Source organism: Sphingobium tyrosinilyticum, assembly GCF_042654265.1.
In the GTDB taxonomy this organism is placed as follows: domain Bacteria; phylum Pseudomonadota; class Alphaproteobacteria; order Sphingomonadales; family Sphingomonadaceae; genus Sphingobium; species Sphingobium tyrosinilyticum.
On record NZ_JBHSFZ010000015.1, the window covers coordinates 108310 to 124780 of the forward strand.

16 protein-coding genes are annotated in these 16471 nt (G+C 62.6%); 4 read left to right on the forward strand and 12 right to left on the reverse strand.

The genetic code is table 11. The annotated features are described in order from the left end of the window. Positions 1 to 92 precede the first annotated feature (92 nt). Both ACFO3E_RS09260 and ACFO3E_RS09265 read left to right on the forward strand, forming a co-directional pair. Positions 93 to 1274, forward strand: coding sequence for an acetyl-CoA C-acyltransferase (locus ACFO3E_RS09260; RefSeq protein ID WP_380804050.1), 1182 nt, complete (start codon positions 93 to 95; stop codon positions 1272 to 1274). 69 nt (positions 1275 to 1343) lie between these two features. Then, complete coding sequence (locus ACFO3E_RS09265; RefSeq protein ID WP_066530442.1) at positions 1344 to 2090, forward strand: cytochrome c oxidase assembly protein; 747 nt, start codon at positions 1344 to 1346, stop codon at positions 2088 to 2090. On the opposite strand, the gene ACFO3E_RS09270 is transcribed toward ACFO3E_RS09265, so the two are convergent. From ACFO3E_RS09270 to ACFO3E_RS09325, 12 genes are all read right to left on the reverse strand, one after another. Next, positions 2063 to 2491, reverse strand: a complete 429-nt coding sequence (locus tag ACFO3E_RS09270; protein WP_380804052.1) for a c-type cytochrome — start codon at positions 2489 to 2491, stop codon at positions 2063 to 2065. The two genes, ACFO3E_RS09265 and ACFO3E_RS09270, sit on opposite strands and share 28 nt — an antisense overlap. Further along, positions 2488 to 2772, reverse strand: coding sequence for a hypothetical protein (locus ACFO3E_RS09275; protein WP_380804055.1), 285 nt, complete (start codon positions 2770 to 2772; stop codon positions 2488 to 2490). Before ACFO3E_RS09275 ends, ACFO3E_RS09270 begins: the two co-directional genes overlap by 4 nt. After that, complete coding sequence (locus tag ACFO3E_RS09280) at positions 2769 to 3383, reverse strand: cytochrome c oxidase subunit 3 (protein ID WP_380804058.1); 615 nt, start codon at positions 3381 to 3383, stop codon at positions 2769 to 2771. The genes ACFO3E_RS09275 and ACFO3E_RS09280 overlap by 4 nt, the downstream gene beginning before the upstream one ends. After that, complete coding sequence (locus ACFO3E_RS09285; protein WP_380804061.1) at positions 3380 to 5254, reverse strand: cbb3-type cytochrome c oxidase subunit I; 1875 nt, start codon at positions 5252 to 5254, stop codon at positions 3380 to 3382. Before ACFO3E_RS09285 ends, ACFO3E_RS09280 begins: the two co-directional genes overlap by 4 nt. Then, entirely contained in the window at positions 5251 to 6210 is a 960-nt protein-coding gene (locus ACFO3E_RS09290; RefSeq protein ID WP_380804063.1) for a cytochrome c oxidase subunit II, read from the reverse strand. Before ACFO3E_RS09290 ends, ACFO3E_RS09285 begins: the two co-directional genes overlap by 4 nt. Further along, positions 6207 to 6629: a hypothetical protein gene (locus ACFO3E_RS09295; protein WP_380804065.1), complete on the reverse strand. Its 423-nt coding sequence runs from the start codon at positions 6627 to 6629 to the stop codon at positions 6207 to 6209. Before ACFO3E_RS09295 ends, ACFO3E_RS09290 begins: the two co-directional genes overlap by 4 nt. 15 nt (positions 6630 to 6644) lie before the next feature. Then, positions 6645 to 8939, reverse strand: coding sequence for an FdhF/YdeP family oxidoreductase (locus ACFO3E_RS09300; RefSeq protein WP_380804067.1), 2295 nt, complete (start codon positions 8937 to 8939; stop codon positions 6645 to 6647). Positions 8940 to 8994: 55 nt separating this feature from the next. Beyond that, positions 8995 to 9447, reverse strand: coding sequence for a MaoC family dehydratase (locus tag ACFO3E_RS09305; protein WP_066530466.1), 453 nt, complete (start codon positions 9445 to 9447; stop codon positions 8995 to 8997). 80 nt (positions 9448 to 9527) lie between these two features. Then, positions 9528 to 10661 carry a tyrosine-protein phosphatase gene (locus ACFO3E_RS09310; RefSeq protein ID WP_380804070.1) on the reverse strand — a complete coding sequence of 378 codons (1134 nt, stop codon included), beginning with the start codon at positions 10659 to 10661 and terminating at the stop codon, positions 9528 to 9530. Positions 10662 to 10663: 2 nt separating this feature from the next. After that, positions 10664 to 11440 carry an SDR family NAD(P)-dependent oxidoreductase gene (locus ACFO3E_RS09315; protein WP_380804073.1) on the reverse strand — a complete coding sequence of 259 codons (777 nt, stop codon included), beginning with the start codon at positions 11438 to 11440 and terminating at the stop codon, positions 10664 to 10666. Positions 11441 to 11462: 22 nt separating this feature from the next. After that, on the reverse strand, positions 11463 to 12485 hold the full coding sequence (locus tag ACFO3E_RS09320; RefSeq protein ID WP_380804076.1) for a metallophosphoesterase family protein: 1023 nt from the start codon (positions 12483 to 12485) through the stop codon (positions 11463 to 11465). 12 nt (positions 12486 to 12497) lie between these two features. Continuing rightward, positions 12498 to 14657, reverse strand: a complete 2160-nt coding sequence (locus ACFO3E_RS09325) for a TonB-dependent receptor (RefSeq protein WP_380804079.1) — start codon at positions 14655 to 14657, stop codon at positions 12498 to 12500. A gap of 175 nt (positions 14658 to 14832) precedes the next feature. Here ACFO3E_RS09325 and ACFO3E_RS09330 point away from each other — a divergent pair, with 175 nt between their 5' ends. Together ACFO3E_RS09330 and ACFO3E_RS09335 are read left to right on the forward strand one after the other, a co-directional pair. Continuing rightward, the gene (locus ACFO3E_RS09330; RefSeq protein WP_380804081.1) at positions 14833 to 15459 is read left to right on the forward strand and encodes a TetR/AcrR family transcriptional regulator; all 627 of its coding nucleotides are present in this window, start codon (positions 14833 to 14835) and stop codon (positions 15457 to 15459) included. Positions 15460 to 15720: 261 nt separating this feature from the next. After that, positions 15721 to 16470: a helix-turn-helix domain-containing protein gene (locus ACFO3E_RS09335; RefSeq protein ID WP_066530479.1), complete on the forward strand. Its 750-nt coding sequence runs from the start codon at positions 15721 to 15723 to the stop codon at positions 16468 to 16470. Position 16471: the final 1 nt, after the last annotated feature.

Sequence of the window (16471 nt, forward strand, 5' to 3'; positions counted from 1 at the left end):
CCTCCCTTCATGGCCTTCCTGCCCGAGCGCGTTTTCCTCTTCATTATTTTGTCCCAGCTCTCATATTAGGGTCTTGCGGGACGGGATGAACGATGCAGGATCCAGTTGTCATTGTGGGCTACGCCAGAACCCCGATGGGCGGGTTCCAGGGCGTCCTTTCTCCCCTTAAGGCAACGGAACTCGGCGCTGCGGCCGTCAAGGCCGCAGTCGAGCGTTCAGCCGTCTCCCCCAAGGCCATCGACCGCATCTATATGGGCTGCGTCCTGGCCGCCGGACTGGGGCAGGCTCCCGCCCGCCAAGCCGCACTGGGCGCCGGCCTCCCCCGCTCCGTCGAGGCGACAACCGTCAATAAGATGTGCGGCTCGGGCATGCAGGCCGCGATCATGGCGCAGGAAGCGCTGCTGGCTGGAAGCGCCGACATCATCGTCGCGGGCGGCATGGAAAGCATGACCAACGCGCCCTACGCTCTACCCAAGCATCGCTCCGGCGCCCGCATCGGCCATGACCGCATTATCGACACGATGATGATGGACGGGCTGGAGGATGCCTATGAACCGGGCAAGGCGATGGGCGTCTTTGCCGAAGACGCCGTCCGCGACTATCAGTTCACCCGCCAAGAGCAGGACGCCTATGCCGTCCGCTCGCTCGAACGGGCGCAGGCCGCCATCGCCAGCGGCGCGTTCGAGCGCGAGATCACCCCGCTGTCCGTCCCGGGCCGCTCCGGCGAAACGCTGGTCGAGAGTGACGAGCAGCCCGGCAAAGCGCGCCCGGAAAAGATCCCCACGCTAAAGCCCGCCTTCGTCAAGGACGGGACGATCACCGCCGCAAATTCCTCATCCATCTCCGACGGCGCGGCAGCGCTGGTGATGACCCGGCGCAGCGTCGCAGATCGCCTCGGCTTGCCCGTCATCGCCACCGTCGTAGCGAGCGCCGCCCACGCCCATGAACCCTCGCGCTTCACCACCGCGCCCGTTCCCGCCATCACCAAGCTGCTGGACCGCGCGGGCTGGTCGGTGGCCGACGTCGATCTCTTCGAAGTCAACGAAGCCTTCGCCGTCGTGGCGATGATCGCCGCTAAGGAACTGGGCATTCCCGCTGACAAGCTCAACGTCAACGGAGGTGCGACCGCGCTCGGACACCCGATCGGCGCGAGCGGCGCACGCATTCTCACCACCTTGATCGCCGCGCTGGAAAATCGCGGCCTTAAGCGCGGCATCGCCAGCCTGTGCATCGGCGGCGGTGAAGCAACCGCCATGGCTGTCGAACTCGCTTGACCGGTTGACGGGGGGAACGATCCCCGTCTTCATGACTTGGACAGGGGGAAGAGAGGATGAGGTTCCCCCTTGCATCATAGCCCGGTTCCCTATTGCGGCGGCGCGCCTCTTCCCGATGAGTTCTGGACGCGGTGGAACTGGGACCCGCTCCTCCTTCTTTCCCTTGCCATCTGGCTGCTCATCGCCCTGCGGCTTGCGCCCCCCCGCCGAAATGCCGCGTTTGGTCTCATCGGCCTTTGGGCGCTCCTCTATGTATCCCCCTTTTGCGCCTTGGGCTCGGCCCTTTTTTCAGCCCGCGCTCTCCACCACCTCGCCCTCATCCTGATCGCCGCACCTCTGCTCGCCCGCGCATCAGGAGCCTTGAACATCAGAGGATCGCTGCCCGCCTGGACGATCCTCCAGGCGCTCATCCTCTGGTTCTGGCACGCCCCGGCCGCCTATGACTGGGCCCTGTCCTCCTCGCTTGTCTTTTGGACGATGCAACTGACCATCCTCGTTTCCGCCGCCGGCTTCTGGCATGTGCTCGCGCGTTCGGCGATGCCTGCTAAGATCATCGCGCTCTTCGCGACCATGATGCAAATGAGCCTGCTCGGCGCGCTGATCGCTTTTTCTGGGACAGCGCTTTACCGGCCGCACTGGCTGACCACCCAAGCCTGGGACCTCAGCCCATTGGCCGATCAGCAGATGGCAGGCATCCTCATGTGGATTCCGGGCGGCACGCTCTACCTCGCGGCAGCCCTCTTTTACGCTTGGCACATACTGGCCGAGCCGGATGAACAGCCCCTGACCTATGTCGGTCTGGGCGACAGGGTATAGAGATAAGCGGCTATGTCCCGCGCTTCCTGATCGCCGATCCCCATGTTCGGCATGGCGCTGCCCGGGACCACGGATTGCGGGAAGCGGACCCAGCGCACCAAGGCCACGGGATCGTTGCGCAGCACACCCGCCACCGTCTTGCGCGCAGCAAATCCCCCCAGCGAAGGAGCAGCAGCACCCCGCGCTCCGGCAATGCCCGGTATCTCGTGACAAGCGTTGCATTGCCGCGCGATGATCGCGCGCTCGCCCCGTTCCACGACGCCGTCGGTCAGCGCCTGCGCATGCGTTTCCTGCTGGGCGGTTTCCTGTCGCTGCTGCACCACAAAGCTGGCGAGGGATCCAAGCACGCCGAAGCCGCCCAACCAGGTTACGAACCAAAGGCTTGATGGAAGGCGCCTCATGGCCTGCACCCTGTCAGGATCAGCACCGCCAGCGCCTGGAACAGCAGCGCCAGGAAGAATATCCCCACCCACAAAAGCGCGCCCCATTTGTGCGCCGCAATCCGCACCAGAGCCCAGCTGGCCAGACCGATCACCAGCAGAAACAGCGCCATGCCCACCCCCGGCCAAGGCGGCCCCGATGGACAAGCCGCATGCAGGATGAAGCTCAAAGCCTGCTGGCTCGCGAACCACAAAAGCGGCGGCACGGCGAAGAGGATGGCGTAACGCGCGTTCCTGCTCATGCCATCCTCGGCGCCCAATAGACCAGCACATAGATCGGCAGCCAGCTTAGCTCGACGAACCGCCAGTAATTGCCATTATCCTCGACATCGGCGAACTGCCGGTCACCCACCTCATGCGTGTGCAGCCACAGCGCCAGCACCAGCGTGTCGCCCCAGTCGGTCACCAGATGAACCGTGTGCAGGATCATCAGCATCCACAGGACGGAACCATAGGCATTCTCGTCCCATCGCAACCCCAGCACCGTGAACTCCAAGGCGCGCGGCACGAACAGCAGGAACGCGACCGCCGTCATGATGACGATGCCGATCCTGACGGCCCGCTCGTCCCTCGCTTTCGCCTTCTTGATAAGCCAACCATTGGGTATCTCGCTGAGCAGCAGCCCCGCCGTAAAGATGATGCCCCATAGAAGTTCCGGCGGAGCAAAATCCTTCGGCGGCCAGGACGGGCTGGCCACCATCAGATACAGGTAAGACCCGCCCGCCAGCAGGAAGGCGGTGCCTTCGATCGCCATGAAGCCGACATTGCCCCACCAGGCGAGGCTCGCCGGGCCGTCCCTGCTCGTGGGCAGGTCCGACACATCGCCATGGATGGAGATCGGCCGGTCGCTCATGCCTTCGCCTCCTTGCGACGGGGGCGCGTCGGCCAGAACCAGATGGTGAGCGCCACAGCCAGTGGCAGCGCCCCCCATATCAGCGCCCAAGGCGTGAAGATGCTTCCGACGAACAATGCCGACGTCACAAGCGCCGCGATCAACGGCCAGATGGACGGTCCAGGACTCAGCTGACGATATTGCGGCCTTGCATCGAGCAGCGATGTGACGAGCACCTCCCGGCATTGGCTCGACAGCCCGCGCAGCACGGGGAAGGGCTCCAGCACAGCATCCCACATCGGCGCGGCGCTTGTGACCACCGGCACATAGGCAAAGCCATAGGCGGGCGGCGGCGAACTGCTCGCCCATTCAAGCGTCGATCCGCCCCAGGGGTCAGCTCCCGCATGCTTCCCCCGCCAATAGCTAAGAAAGGCATTGGCCACGAAGATCGTCGCTCCCGCCGAAGCGATAACCGTTCCCCCTGTCGCAACCAGGTTCAGATCGCCCCAGCCCATCTCCGGCCCATAGGTGTAGATGCGCCGCGGCATGCCCATCAGGCCCAATATGTGCATGGGAAAGAAGGCGATGTTGAACCCCGCGACGATCAGCGCGCAGCTGACGATCCCCCAGCCATCCGACATCATCCGCCCGGTCGCCTTGGGATACCAATAGGTGAAGGCGCCAAAAAGCGGGAACATCGCACCGCCGATCAGCACATAATGCAGGTGCGCGACAACGAAATAGCTATCGGTCAGCTGTAGGTCGAGCGGCGCGGACGCGGTCATCACGCCGGACAACCCGCCGATGACGAACGTCAGGATGAGCGCTACGATCCACAGCAGCGGCGTGCGAAAGCTCGGCCGTCCCAGGGCAATCGTCGCGATGAAGCAGAATATCTGGATACCAGCGGGCAGTGCGATCGCCATGCTCGCCGCCGTATAGAGCGCGTTCCCGACCTTGGGTAGGCCGACCGCGAACATATGATGCACCCATAGGCCAAAGGCGAGGAAGGCGATGGCCAGCATCGACAGCACGACCGGCACATGACCAAACAGCCGTCGCCGTGAAAATGTCTCGACTATCGCGGAAACAAAACCCAACCCCGGTAGGAAGATGATGTAAACTTCCGGATGACCGAAGAACCAGAAGAGGTGCTGGAACAACAGCACGTCGCCGCCGCTCGCTGGACTGAAGAAATGCGTCGATACGAGGCGGTCGGCAATCAGCATGGACGTCACCAGCATGACCGCGGGGAGCGCCAAAATGGTCATCACCGCCGACACCAGCATCGCCCACAGGAAAGCAGGCATCCGCGCTAGCGTCATGCCGGGCGGGCGCATCTTCAAAATAGTGACGGCGACATTCACCGACACGGAAAGCGCGGCGACCTCGGTAAAGGTGATCATCTGCGCCCAAATGTCCGCGCGATGTCCTGGCGAATAGGATAGACCTGATAGCGGCGGATATTCGAACCAGCCAAGGTCGGGCGTCACCCCCACCATATGCGGCAGCCACAGCATCAGGACCCCGCCCAGATACAGCCAAAAACTGAACGCGTTGAGGCGCGGGAACGCCATCGTGCGCTGTCCCAGCATCAACGGCACCAGCCACATCGCCATGGCCTCCATCACCGGCACCGACACCAGGAACAACATGGTCGATCCATGCAGGGCGAAGGATTCATTATAGAGCTGCGCCGTCATCCGGTGCATCTGCGGCTGGCTTAGCTGCACGCGCATGTCGAGCGCCAGCAGCCCGGACAGGATCAACAGCGCCATCGCCGTTAGGATGTAGCGCCCCGCAATCCGATGGGGGTTCACGCTCGTCAGGAAACCCCACAGCCCCGGCGGGTCCGACCAGGTTGCGCGCAGCATGTCATGCTCCACGCTCATCGTAGCGCTTCCAGATAGCGCGCCACTGCATCGGCATCCTGCGGCGAAAGGTCGCTCGGCGGCATGGACGTTCCCGGCTTGATCGCCTGTGGCTGTATGATCCAGCCACGCAGGCTGCCTCGCGTCAGCGGCGCCGCGCCTGCAGCGATCGTGCGGCGCGACGCCAGATGGGTCAGATCAGGCCCGACGCGTCCCTGCGCGCCCGTTCCCCTTATCTGGTGACAAACCGCGCAACTACCTTTCTCCACAATCGCCCGCCCTGCTGCCTCGCCTGCCACAGGTTCCGCTTGATGCGCCAGCCAGCGCGTAAACTCGCCGGGCCGTTCGACCTTCGCCACCAGCGCCATATTGGCATGCTGCGTCCCGCAAAATTCCGCGCACTGCCCCCTGAACCAGCCGGTCTTGCCCGGCGTCACCGTCATGCTGTTTATCCGCCCCGGTATCATGTCCATCTTGCCCGCCAGATTGGGGACCCAAAAGCTGTGGATCACATCCGCCGCCCGCAGTTCCAGCGTCACGGGCAGGCCCATGGGAAGATGCAGTTCGTTCGCGGTCTCGATCCACCGCCCCCGCCCCGCCTCATATTCGATGCGCCACCACCATTGATGCCCGGTAACCCGCACGCGCAGCGCCTTTTGCGACGCCGCGCCCAGCGTCCTGTCGGCAAGGAAACTGCCCACAGCCAGGATGACCAGCCCAAACAGGATAAGGCCGATCCAAATTCCCAACATTGCCCGCACGCCCGTTTCACCAGTCTCCGCCACGGCGCGCCGCCGGACCAGGCTCCAGCCAAGGAAAAGGATGACGAGCAGATAGGCGATGCCGCACACCCACAGCATGAGTTGAAACAGCGACATCAGCGTCGCCGCATGGTCGGCCGCAGGGTGCAAGGCGGATTGCCGCTGCCCGCATCCCGGCAGTGTGGCCAGCGCCAGCAGCAACAGCCAGCGGCTCATAGCGGCCCCTGCCATTGCTTCACCGTTGGCTCTCCCTGCTGGTCCACCGCCTGCCGGTGCCGCTTCGCCGTGTCGGTGGCGGGTAGCGAATTGAGGTAGGCGCTGATCTGCCATCTTTGTTCGGCAGCGATCCTGCGGTCATAGCCCTTGTGCCCGATCCGCGCATAATAGGTCACGAAGGGCAGGCGCGGAGGCCATCCCGCTTTCGGCTCGCCATGGCAATTGGTACAGCCATACCAGGTGAAATAGCGCCCCCCCTGCGAGATCTGATAAAAATTGTCCTTGATGGCCGCAATGCGCGGGTCGCCTGGCCCGTTCGGGGCTGAGGTCGGCTGCGGCGCTGTCAATGTGCGCTGTTCGGAACTGCAGCCCCCCGCCAGAAGCAGGCTCGTGATGATCGCGCCGGTCCGCAGTCGCATGCCGCGCCTGCCCCCTCAGGAGGCCCGGCTGATCGTCACCGGTACGGACTTTGCCGCCGGAACATGGCTCTCCTCGGCATGATGCTCGATCGGGATGAGCACATTGCATTCGGGATAATAGGCGCCCAGGCAGCCGCGCGGGATATTATAAACGGTGGCGATCAAGCCCGGCCGGCGCCGCACCCGCCCGTCCTGCGATGCGCCTTCCAGCGTCACCACATCACCTTCGCGCAAACCTTCCTGCATCATGTCTTCTGCATTCATGAAAAGCACATCGCGCGTTCCCTTCACGCCGCGGAAACGATCATGATAGCCATAGATGGTCGTGTTGAACTGATCGTTGGACCGCAGTGTCATTAGCCGATACTGCCCGCCCTTGTCCGTAAAGCCGGTCGCCGACATGCCCGAGGGAGGCAGGAATTCCGCCTTTCCGCTCGGCGTCTCCCAAATCCGCTCCGCCGCCTTATTCCCCTTCCAGAAGCCGCCAGGCTGGAACAGGCGCTGGTTGAAGTCCTTGAACTTGTCCGGATAGGTCGCCTCGATTGCGTCCCTGATACGGCCGTAATCCTCAACCCAACTGTCCCAATCGACGCGTGGATTGGGCGGCAGGAGCCGTTTGGCCAGCGCAGCCACGATCGCCGGTTCGGACAGCAGATACTCGCTGGCTGGCTCCGCCTTGCCCAGCGATCCATGAATGCAGCTGGTGGAATCCTCCATCGATACCGCCTGCGGACCGCTTTGCTGCATGTCCCTTTCTATGCGACCAAGGCAGGGGAGCAGATAGGCTTGCCGTCCGGGAAATAGGTGGCTGCGGTTCAGCTTGGTCGCGACATGCACTGTCATGTCCAGTCGCGGCCATGCCGTCTCCATCTTTTCGGTATCGGGAATCGCGCGCAGGAAATTGCCGCCCAGACCGATGAACGCCCTCACCGATCCATCGACGATGCCCTGGCATGTCTCGACCGTGTCGAGCCCTTTTTCCGTCGGCGGATTGAACCCATATAGCTCTTTCAGCTTCTCGACGGGCGCAAGTTCGGTTTTTTCCGTGATGCCGACCGTGCGCTGCCCCTGCACATTGCTGTGGCCGCGCACCGGCATAGGTCCTGCGCCAGGCTTGCCGATGTTTCCACGCAATAGCAGCAGGTTGACGACCATCCGGACATTCTCGACCCCCTTCACATGCTGGGTCAGCCCCATGCCGTAAATGGCCAGCACGGCCTTGGACCGGGCATAGACGCGCGCCGCTTGCTCCAGCGCCCAGCGGGTAAGGCCCGACTCCGCTTCTATTTCCTCCCAGGATGACGCCCGCACTTTCTCCGCAAAGGCATGGAAATCCTTGGTATGCTGCTCGATAAAATGATGATCCAGCACCGGGGGATCGCCGACCGCTTTGGCCGCATCGTCCCATTCGATGAGGAACTTCGCGAGGCCCATCATGGCGGCGATGTCACCGCCGGTTTTCACCTGATGATATTGGGTGGAAATGCCCGTTTCCTGGAGCGTCGCCATCTCGATCGGGTTTTGCGGATCGGTAAAGCGTTCAAGTCCGCGTTCGCGCAGCGGGTTGAAGGTGATGATCTCCACCCCCCGCTTCCGCACACGGCGCAAGTCGTGCAGCATGCGCGGGGAATTGGACCCGACATTCTGGCCGAAGAAGAAAATCGCGTCGCACTCGTCGAAGTCCTTCAACTGTGTCGTTCCGACGGGCACGCCGATGGCGGCCTTCAATCCCACCGAAGTGGATTCATGACACATGTTGGAACTGTCGGGCAGATTCTGGTTGCCGTACATGCGCGCCATCAGGCCGTACATATAGGATGCCTCCAGACTGGTGCGCCCGGATGAGTAGAAAACCACCCTCTTGGGGTCCATCGGCCGCAGGCTGGCCGCGATGGCGTCAAAGGCTTCGTCCCATGAACAGGCGACATATTTGTCCGCCGCCGCGTCATAGCGCAGCGGGTGGGTCAAGCGCCCATGCTGTTCCAGATCATAGTCCCGCCATTCCCGCAGGGCGGTGACGCTATGATCCCGGAAAAACTCCGGCGTTGTCCGTAATTTCGTCAATTCCCACGCGGTTGCCTTCGCGCCTTCCTCACAAAACTCCGCCGGGTGGGGCTCGCCGGGCTTTGCCCAGGCGCAGCTGACGCACATGAACCCATCGGGCTTATTCTGACGGGCCAACTCCCGCATGCCTTCAAGGGGGAAATGCTCGCGCGGCAGTATTTCGGCGAGCGAGCGCACGGAACCCCAGCCTCCGGCAGGACCCCGAAACGGCTTGATACGGGGTTTGCTTCCTTTGGTGGCCGCCATGATTGTTTCCGTTTTGTGTCTCTACGGCACGCAACGGACGGGGCGATGCTTTGGTTCAAAGTTTAAATTGAGTAATCCATTCGCAGATGAGCGCGGGCTTATCCTCGCCCTCGATCTCCACCGTCGCCTCCGTAGTCAGCTGGATCTGCCCCGGTCGCTTCTCGACGATTTCCAAAGGCTTGAACCGCCCCCGCACGCGCTTGCCCGACCGCACAGGGGACAGGAACCGCAGCTTGTTGCTGCCATAATTGATCTCGGTCGCGCCCTCGGGAATGATGTCCCCTCGCGCATCGGCGCAAAGACAGGACAAGAGCGACAGCGTCAAAAAGCCGTGGGCAATCGTCCCGCCAAAGGGTGATTGCTTAGCAGCTTCAGGATCAACATGGATATATTGGTGATCCTTGGTCGCATCGGCGAACTGATCGATCATCTCCTGACTGACCAAGAGCCAGTCCGACACATCTTCCTTGTCAGCTTTGGATTGGAGATAATCGAAAAACTGGCTCATGATCGTGGCCCCCTCCGGTTCGAGTTAGCGGAAAGACTATGACCAACCGAGGGGGATTGCGACAGGAAAATAGGGAAGGCTTACCCTGGCGAGCCGCTCAAATATTTGCGGCGCAGCACGGCGATGTCCAATGCCGTCAAGCCCAACCCGTCCCGCGCATAGGCTTCCATCGAGCCATAAGTGCGATCGACTTCATCAAAGGCGCTCTGCAGATATTCAGGCCGGACCGTCAGCACCGGCTCCAGAAAGGCTGGGTTGATCGCCGCGCCCGACGCCGCCAGCGCCTTCATCGTCGCGTCATTCTTCGTCCGCAGATAAGCATTGCTCTGCAGATAATCCGCCATCACCGTCTCGCGCGGCACGCCGAGCAGCGTCAGGATCACCGCCGTCGCCCAGCCCGTGCGATCCTTGCCCGCGGTGCAGTGATAGATGATTGGCTCCTGCCCCCCATCGATCAGGCGGCGCAGCAGCGCGCTGTAGGCCGCGCGTGCGCTGCGCAGCGTGACGAAATCGCGATTGGCGCTGACCAGCATCTCCGCGCCCTTGCCAGAGGCGATCGCCGCTTGCGCCTGGCGCATATCCCCGCCGAGCGTTCCGTTCGCATCGGCCGCCACATCCAGCACCAGCCCCCGTCCGCGCGGCGGAATGCGATCCGGCTCGCGATCCCGTTCTGACTGCGTGCGCAGATCAACCACCAGCGACGGCCCCAGCCCATCGATGGCGGCAAGATCCTTGTCGCTCAGCCGATTGAGCTGATCGGACCGGAAGATAAGCCCTGGCTTCACCCAATGCCCATCAGCGGTCCGATAGCCGCCAACGTCCCTGAAATTGGGAGCGGTCGCCAGATGCAGCCCCTTATCCGCAACAGTCAGCGGCGCGCCGCGATCCGGCACCAGGGTGAAATACCAGCGCTGCGCTGCGTCCAGCCCCTTGATGACCGCGCTGCCACCGGCGACGCCCTCTGCCGCAACAGCGCCGGTCACGTTTCCGGCCGGGTCCGTTCCCGCATAAACACGAACGCGGCTCGCAGCCGGGGCCTGCCAGGCGACACGATAGCTTCCGTCGAAACCCTTTTCGACAGAGGCAGCTGTGAACGGACTTTGCGCGACTTTCCCAACAGCAGCATGAGGCGCGCTCGCCAGCGGCCGCTCGCTCGTAACCGCGCATCCGGCAAGCATTGCCGCAAGGATTGTCAGGACAAAGTCGCGCTTCATGATCAACCTCGCTGGGATGAGATATTGCCGCCATCCACCACAATTTCGCTGGCGGTGATATAGCTTGCTTCCTCGGAAAGCAGGAAGCGCACCACCCGCCCTATTTCCATGGGATCCCCGATCCTTTCAAGCAGGATACGCTTTTCGAAGAAACCATCGGGCAGCGCCTCGATGGCCGGACGCATCATTGGCGTCAATATCTGCCCCGGCGACACCGAGTTGATGCGAATGCCATCGCGCGCCAGCCGATCCGCGAAGGAGCGCACCAGCGACAGCATGCCGCCCTTCGCCGCCGAGTAGATCGGGTTCATCGCATTGCCCAGCGTCGCGTTGATAGAAGCAATCGCGACGATCGCCGAACCCGGCTGCGCCGCAAGGTCAGCATGGATCGCCTGGGTCACAAAGGCGAAGGACCGCAGATGCACCGCCATCCCCGCGTCCCAGCTTTCGACCGTTAGTCCGTCGATCGAGGCTGTATCGACCGTCCCGGCCGCATGCACCAGCCCGCCCAAAGCACCCACGCCACCCCGGCTCGAGTCCAAAGCCGGCCCGATCGCGGCAGGATCGCGCAGGTCCACCCGCACTCCGACTGCCTTGACCCCATATTCCGCAGCAATCCGCTTCGCCGCAGCCTCCGCCGCCTCGCCGTTAATGTCCCACAGCGCGACCGCACGGCCGACCACCGCCAGCGCCTCGGCGCAAGCAAGCCCAATGCCCGACGCGCCGCCGGTAACAACAACAGCGGTTCCGGGACTTCCCAAAGCAGGTGAAATAGTCATCGCAAATATCCTCTTCAAAAATTCAGGGCCGGGAAGCTAAACTCGCAGGCCCTTCCTTAGGGAAGAAGCCGTCCAGCCGGACGTTGGTGATGCTGGGTGCGCCCTTGGCGACGGACACCCACATGACATGGTCGAGCACGGCTGGGTCGCTCGCCGGCCCGCCCGGCATGCCGCCGGTCACGCCTAGTTGCACATAGTCATGGCCGGCCCGCAACTGATGGTCGTATTTATGGAAATGCCCCGCTAGCACGGTGTAGTCGCGGCCCTTCAGCATCCCCTCAATCTCGCGGAAGGCGGCCGAGTCCACCTTCCACGCAGGCCGGTGCATCAACAGGAAAGTCCAGCGCACATCGCGGTTGCGCGCGAGCGCCGCCCGCACCATCGCCACCTGTGCCGGGCTGAAGGCGACATTTTCCGACGCCTTGAGCTTGCCCGCCAACTCACCGATCCGCGCTTCCCGCGCGAACAACGCTTTTGCTTCTTCCGGATCGCCCTGCAACGCCTGCAGCGCTTTGCCCATGGCCTGCGGGCCATATTCGTCGAGCAGCTTGCGCCGCGCAATCTTGGGCTGCGGCGGGTCTTCCGTGTTCAGCACCAGGAACAGCACATTTTTATAGGTGAAGCTGTAATAGTCCGCCCCGATCCGCCTGCGCCATTCCTTTAGCTGCACGTCATTGGTCAGGTCATGATTGCCCGGCACATAGAAGAAGGGCATGTCGAGCCCCGCCGTCGCACTCTCCACCTCTTTCCATTCCGCATCGATTTGACGCAGATCTTCGCTATTGCCCTCGATCAGGTCGCCGATGTTGATGATGAAGTCAGGCCGCAGCCCGTTCACCTTGCGCAGCGCATCCTCGAACACGCCGGGCCGGTGCTGGCCCGTACGATCCCCGATGACGGCGAAGCGGAACTCATCCTTGCCCCCGGCAAAGTCCTTCGCCGTGCGCGCCACATCAGGCGCTCCCGGCCGGTAATCCCGGGCCGGGTCACTCGCGCCGCATAGCAGCAGCGCGAGCGTTCCGGTCAGCAAGGCGCGGTGCTTCATTCCCGCCTCCCTTTAGAATTCGACGCTCAGGTCAATACCATAGGTGCGCGGCTCGCCGAAGATCGCGCCGGGGCGGCCGATGTTGAACTGCATCAGATAATATTCCTTGTCGGCTAAGTTGCGGCCCCACAGAGCGGCCCGCACCCCCGGCAGCCCCGGAATGTCGCTCAGCGCCAGCCGCGCATTGATCAGTCCATAGTCGCCGACAATATATTTGCCGCCGCTGATGGTCGCATTGGTAAACTTGTCGCTTTGCGCCGTGTAATTGGCGTTGGCCGTCAACTGACCGATCGGCAGCCGCGGCAAGTCATAGGTCACATCCAGCGCGATCGTATGTTCGGGCGCGTTGGTGAAGCGATAGTTGCTGGAAATGTCCGCGCCCGTCGCGCTGATGATGCTGTCATAGCGCGCCTTTAGATAGCTGTAGTTCGCCGTGACACGCAACGCGCGTGTCGGGGCGAGCGTCAGGTCCATCTCGATCCCCTTCACCGTGGCGCTACCGGCGTTCAGCACGTCGGTGATGCGCGCATTGGTCGGGTCCGACTGCACATTGACCTGAATGTCGCGATATTTGGAAATGAAGCCTGCGACATTGAACCGCAGACGATTGTCGAGCCACTGGCTCTTCATGCCCGCTTCATAGGACCACAGCGTTTCGGGAGCGAAGCCTTCATTGAACCGCGCGATCGAACTGGCGCGTATGTTGAAGCCGCCGCTCTTATAACCCTTCACCGCCTTGGCGTAGAGATGCACATCGCGCGAAGCATCAAAGCCGATCACGAAGGTCGGGCTGAAATCCTTGAACTTGCGGCTGCCGTCGCCAACGCCCGGCACGCTGGTGATAGGCCCGCCATTTATCTGCGTCTGCCGCGCCAGGGTGGCTTCGCGCTTATCCCAGCTTTGGCGGACGCCGACGGTGAAGTGCAGCCGGCTGTCCAGCCAATCAGGCGTTACCGTCGCCTGACCGAACACCGCATAGGACTTGTTCTTGATCGTCGCGGTGGTGAAGCTGCGCGTCAGCGTTGGTGGGCTGTAGCTGTTGCTGAAGTTGCTGCCTTCTTCGGTGAAATAGTAAAAGCCGGCGACATATTGCACCAGGCCGTCGAACGCATCGCCGACCAGTTGCAATTCTTCGCTCCACTGGTCCTGCTTGGTCCGGCTGCTATTCTTCTGCAGCGGATTGGGCCCGGTGACACCAGTCAGATAATCCTGGTTCTGGAAATTGAAGAGCTTGCGATAGCCGGTGATCGACCGGACCGTCAGCGCATCGGAAGGCTCCCATTCGCCGATCAGGCTGTGCCCCTGTGACACGATGTCGTTGGGCAATACGTCGCGGACCAGCGGACTGCTCGCCTTGGGCCTGGGCGCCACCAGCGGGAACAAGGGAGACACGGCTACATAAGCGGGCGTGTCGCCAATTTCGGTCCGGTCATAGCTGTAGCGCAGGTTGAACGCGTCGGACGGCTGCCACAGCACGTCGGCGCGCATCGCCTGCCGGTCCTTGTCGCCCCAGCGCTTTATACCAGTCCCCGGATTGCGGATGAAGCCATCCTGCTGCTGGTTCACATAGGAAAGCCGCGCGGCGATGGTTTGGCCGATTGGGACATTGACCGCCGCCTTGAAGCGCCGATTGTCATAATTGCCCAGCGTCACCTGCCCCTTGAAGCCAAAATCGCCAAGATCGGGCTTGCGGGTGATGAAGTTGATCGCGCCGCCCGTGGCGTTACGTCCATATAGCGTACCCTGCGGCCCACGCAGCACTTCGATCCGTTCCAGGTCGGCGACTTCTACCGCCAATCCCTGGCTGCGCGCGATATAAACGCCGTCCATATACACCGCGACGCCGCCATCCTGCGTGATCTGGTCATCGGACAACCCGACGCCGCGCATGAAGATCTGTGTCGTCGCGGCATTGTTGGGGAAAGGCGTCAGCTGCAGCGCAGGTACGTTGGCGCGCAGATCGGTCAAGCCGCTGATCCCCTTCGCCTCTAAGTCTTTCGCGCTGAACGCAGCAATGGAAACCGGCGTATCCTGAAGCGACTCCTCGCGCTTCTGCGCGGTGACGACGATTTCTTCGATGCCCTCGGGCGCACTGCTCTGCGCCAGCGCGGGTAGCGCCATCGATGCGAGCAGCGGCGTGAGAATGGCATAGGCCATAACGTGATTCGGCATGTTCTCTCCCTCAAAACCAGGCTTTTCACCGCATTCTTGCGCGGCTTTTTCTACGTCCTGGTAGATTTCCTACCTACCTGACGGTAGATTATCAAGATTGAAGATTGCATTTACCGATCGGCTTGCCCGATAGGGTTCAACAGAATGGCCGCGACGGCCGGACAGAGGAGCAACGGTGGCGGAGGAAAGCAGGCAGGTGGCGCGGCAGCCGCGTGGGGACGCCACCCGGCAATCCATCCTGGACGCGGCGGAACAGGTGTTCGCTGATCTTGGCTATGCGGCGGCACGGCTGGAGGATGTGGCACAGGCTGTCGGCATCCGGCGGCCTTCGATCGTCTATTATTTTCCCGGCAAGCAGCAGCTTTATGATGAGGTGGAATCCGACATCTTCGCATCGATGCACGATTTCGTGCTGAAGCGGGTGGCGAGCGTCGATGATCCGATGGCGCGCCTCCTGGCGCTGCTCGACGCCTGGCTGGATTTCCTCGTGTCCCGCCCCACGGCGGCCCGGATCATCCAGCGCTTGATCGCCGATTTCCGCCCCCGCGGCGACAATCCCGTCCGCTTTTCCGAAACCGCGCTGCGCGACATTGAAACAGTGATCGCGGCGGGCGTCAGTTCAGGCGCTTTCCGTCCTGTATCCGCCATGCACATATTGAACAGCGTGGCAGGCGGCGCGCTCTTTTATGTCTGCAACGGCGGACAGATCGGCGAAGAACGGGCTTATGACCCGGCCGACACCGCCGAACTCGAAAGCTACCGAGCGCTCATCCACAAGCTCGCCCGTGCGGCGGTAACCTGATGGCACGACTGCCTCAGTATCAAGTTCTGATGACCGCATGAGCTTGTAAGCTGCACGACAACATCTACCATGGCCGCCAACCAATAAGGGAGAGGTCATGGCGGTGAGAGGCAACAAGCTTCGGCTGCACGAAAGCCGTGCAGCCGAAGAGTCGAGGGATGGATATCGATCCCGGAAACGTCCGCGATCAAACATCGCAGGCCCCAGTTTAGCGTGCACCTGGAACCACGCCATCCGTACAGCGGCAAAGGGGATCATCTGATGAGCCCCGCGCCTCCGTCCAACGACCCTTTCGGCATGGAACATGAACTGCTGCTGGCGGCGCTGCGGCGGCGTCTGCGCGCCGCGGGGCTGACGCAGGCCGACGTCGCAAAAAAGCTGGAGGTCGGGACAGCGACCGTCAAGCGGTGGCTGCACGGACGAGGGCTTGGATTGCGTACGCTGTCGCAGCTTTGCGCGCTAGCCGATACGACGCTCACCGAAATCGCTGAGGAAGCCGCGGTGCGCGATCGCTCGTCCGACAAGCTGACATTGGCGCAGGAAAAAGCTCTGACGAGCAGCCCGGAACTGTCCACCATCTTCTTCATCATCGTCACCGGCTGGCCGGTATCGGAGGCCGAAGAGGGCTTTGGCATTCCAGCCGACCACATCGCCCAGCATGTTGATAGACTGGAAAGGCTGGCGCTGATCGACCGGCTCCCCGGCGGAAGGCTGCGCGCGCGTCTGGACCCCGCGCATGTGTGGCAGCGCGAGCCGATGCGGCGGCATTTCGAACAGCATATGAAGCATCTGTTCTTCACGCTCAACTATGGCGACCCGGACACGATCTTTGGCGTGGAAACGGTGAAATTATCGCCGGTCGGGGTTGCCCGCGTGGCCGAGAGGATCGAGCGGTTCCGCGCAGAGTTGCGCGAGATCGCCCAGGCGGACCGGCGCACATCCGCCCTCCCCGGCGAATGGCACGCCATCCTTGCGGTTGCCTGCCCGGTCGCGCCGCTCAAATCGCGCTGAT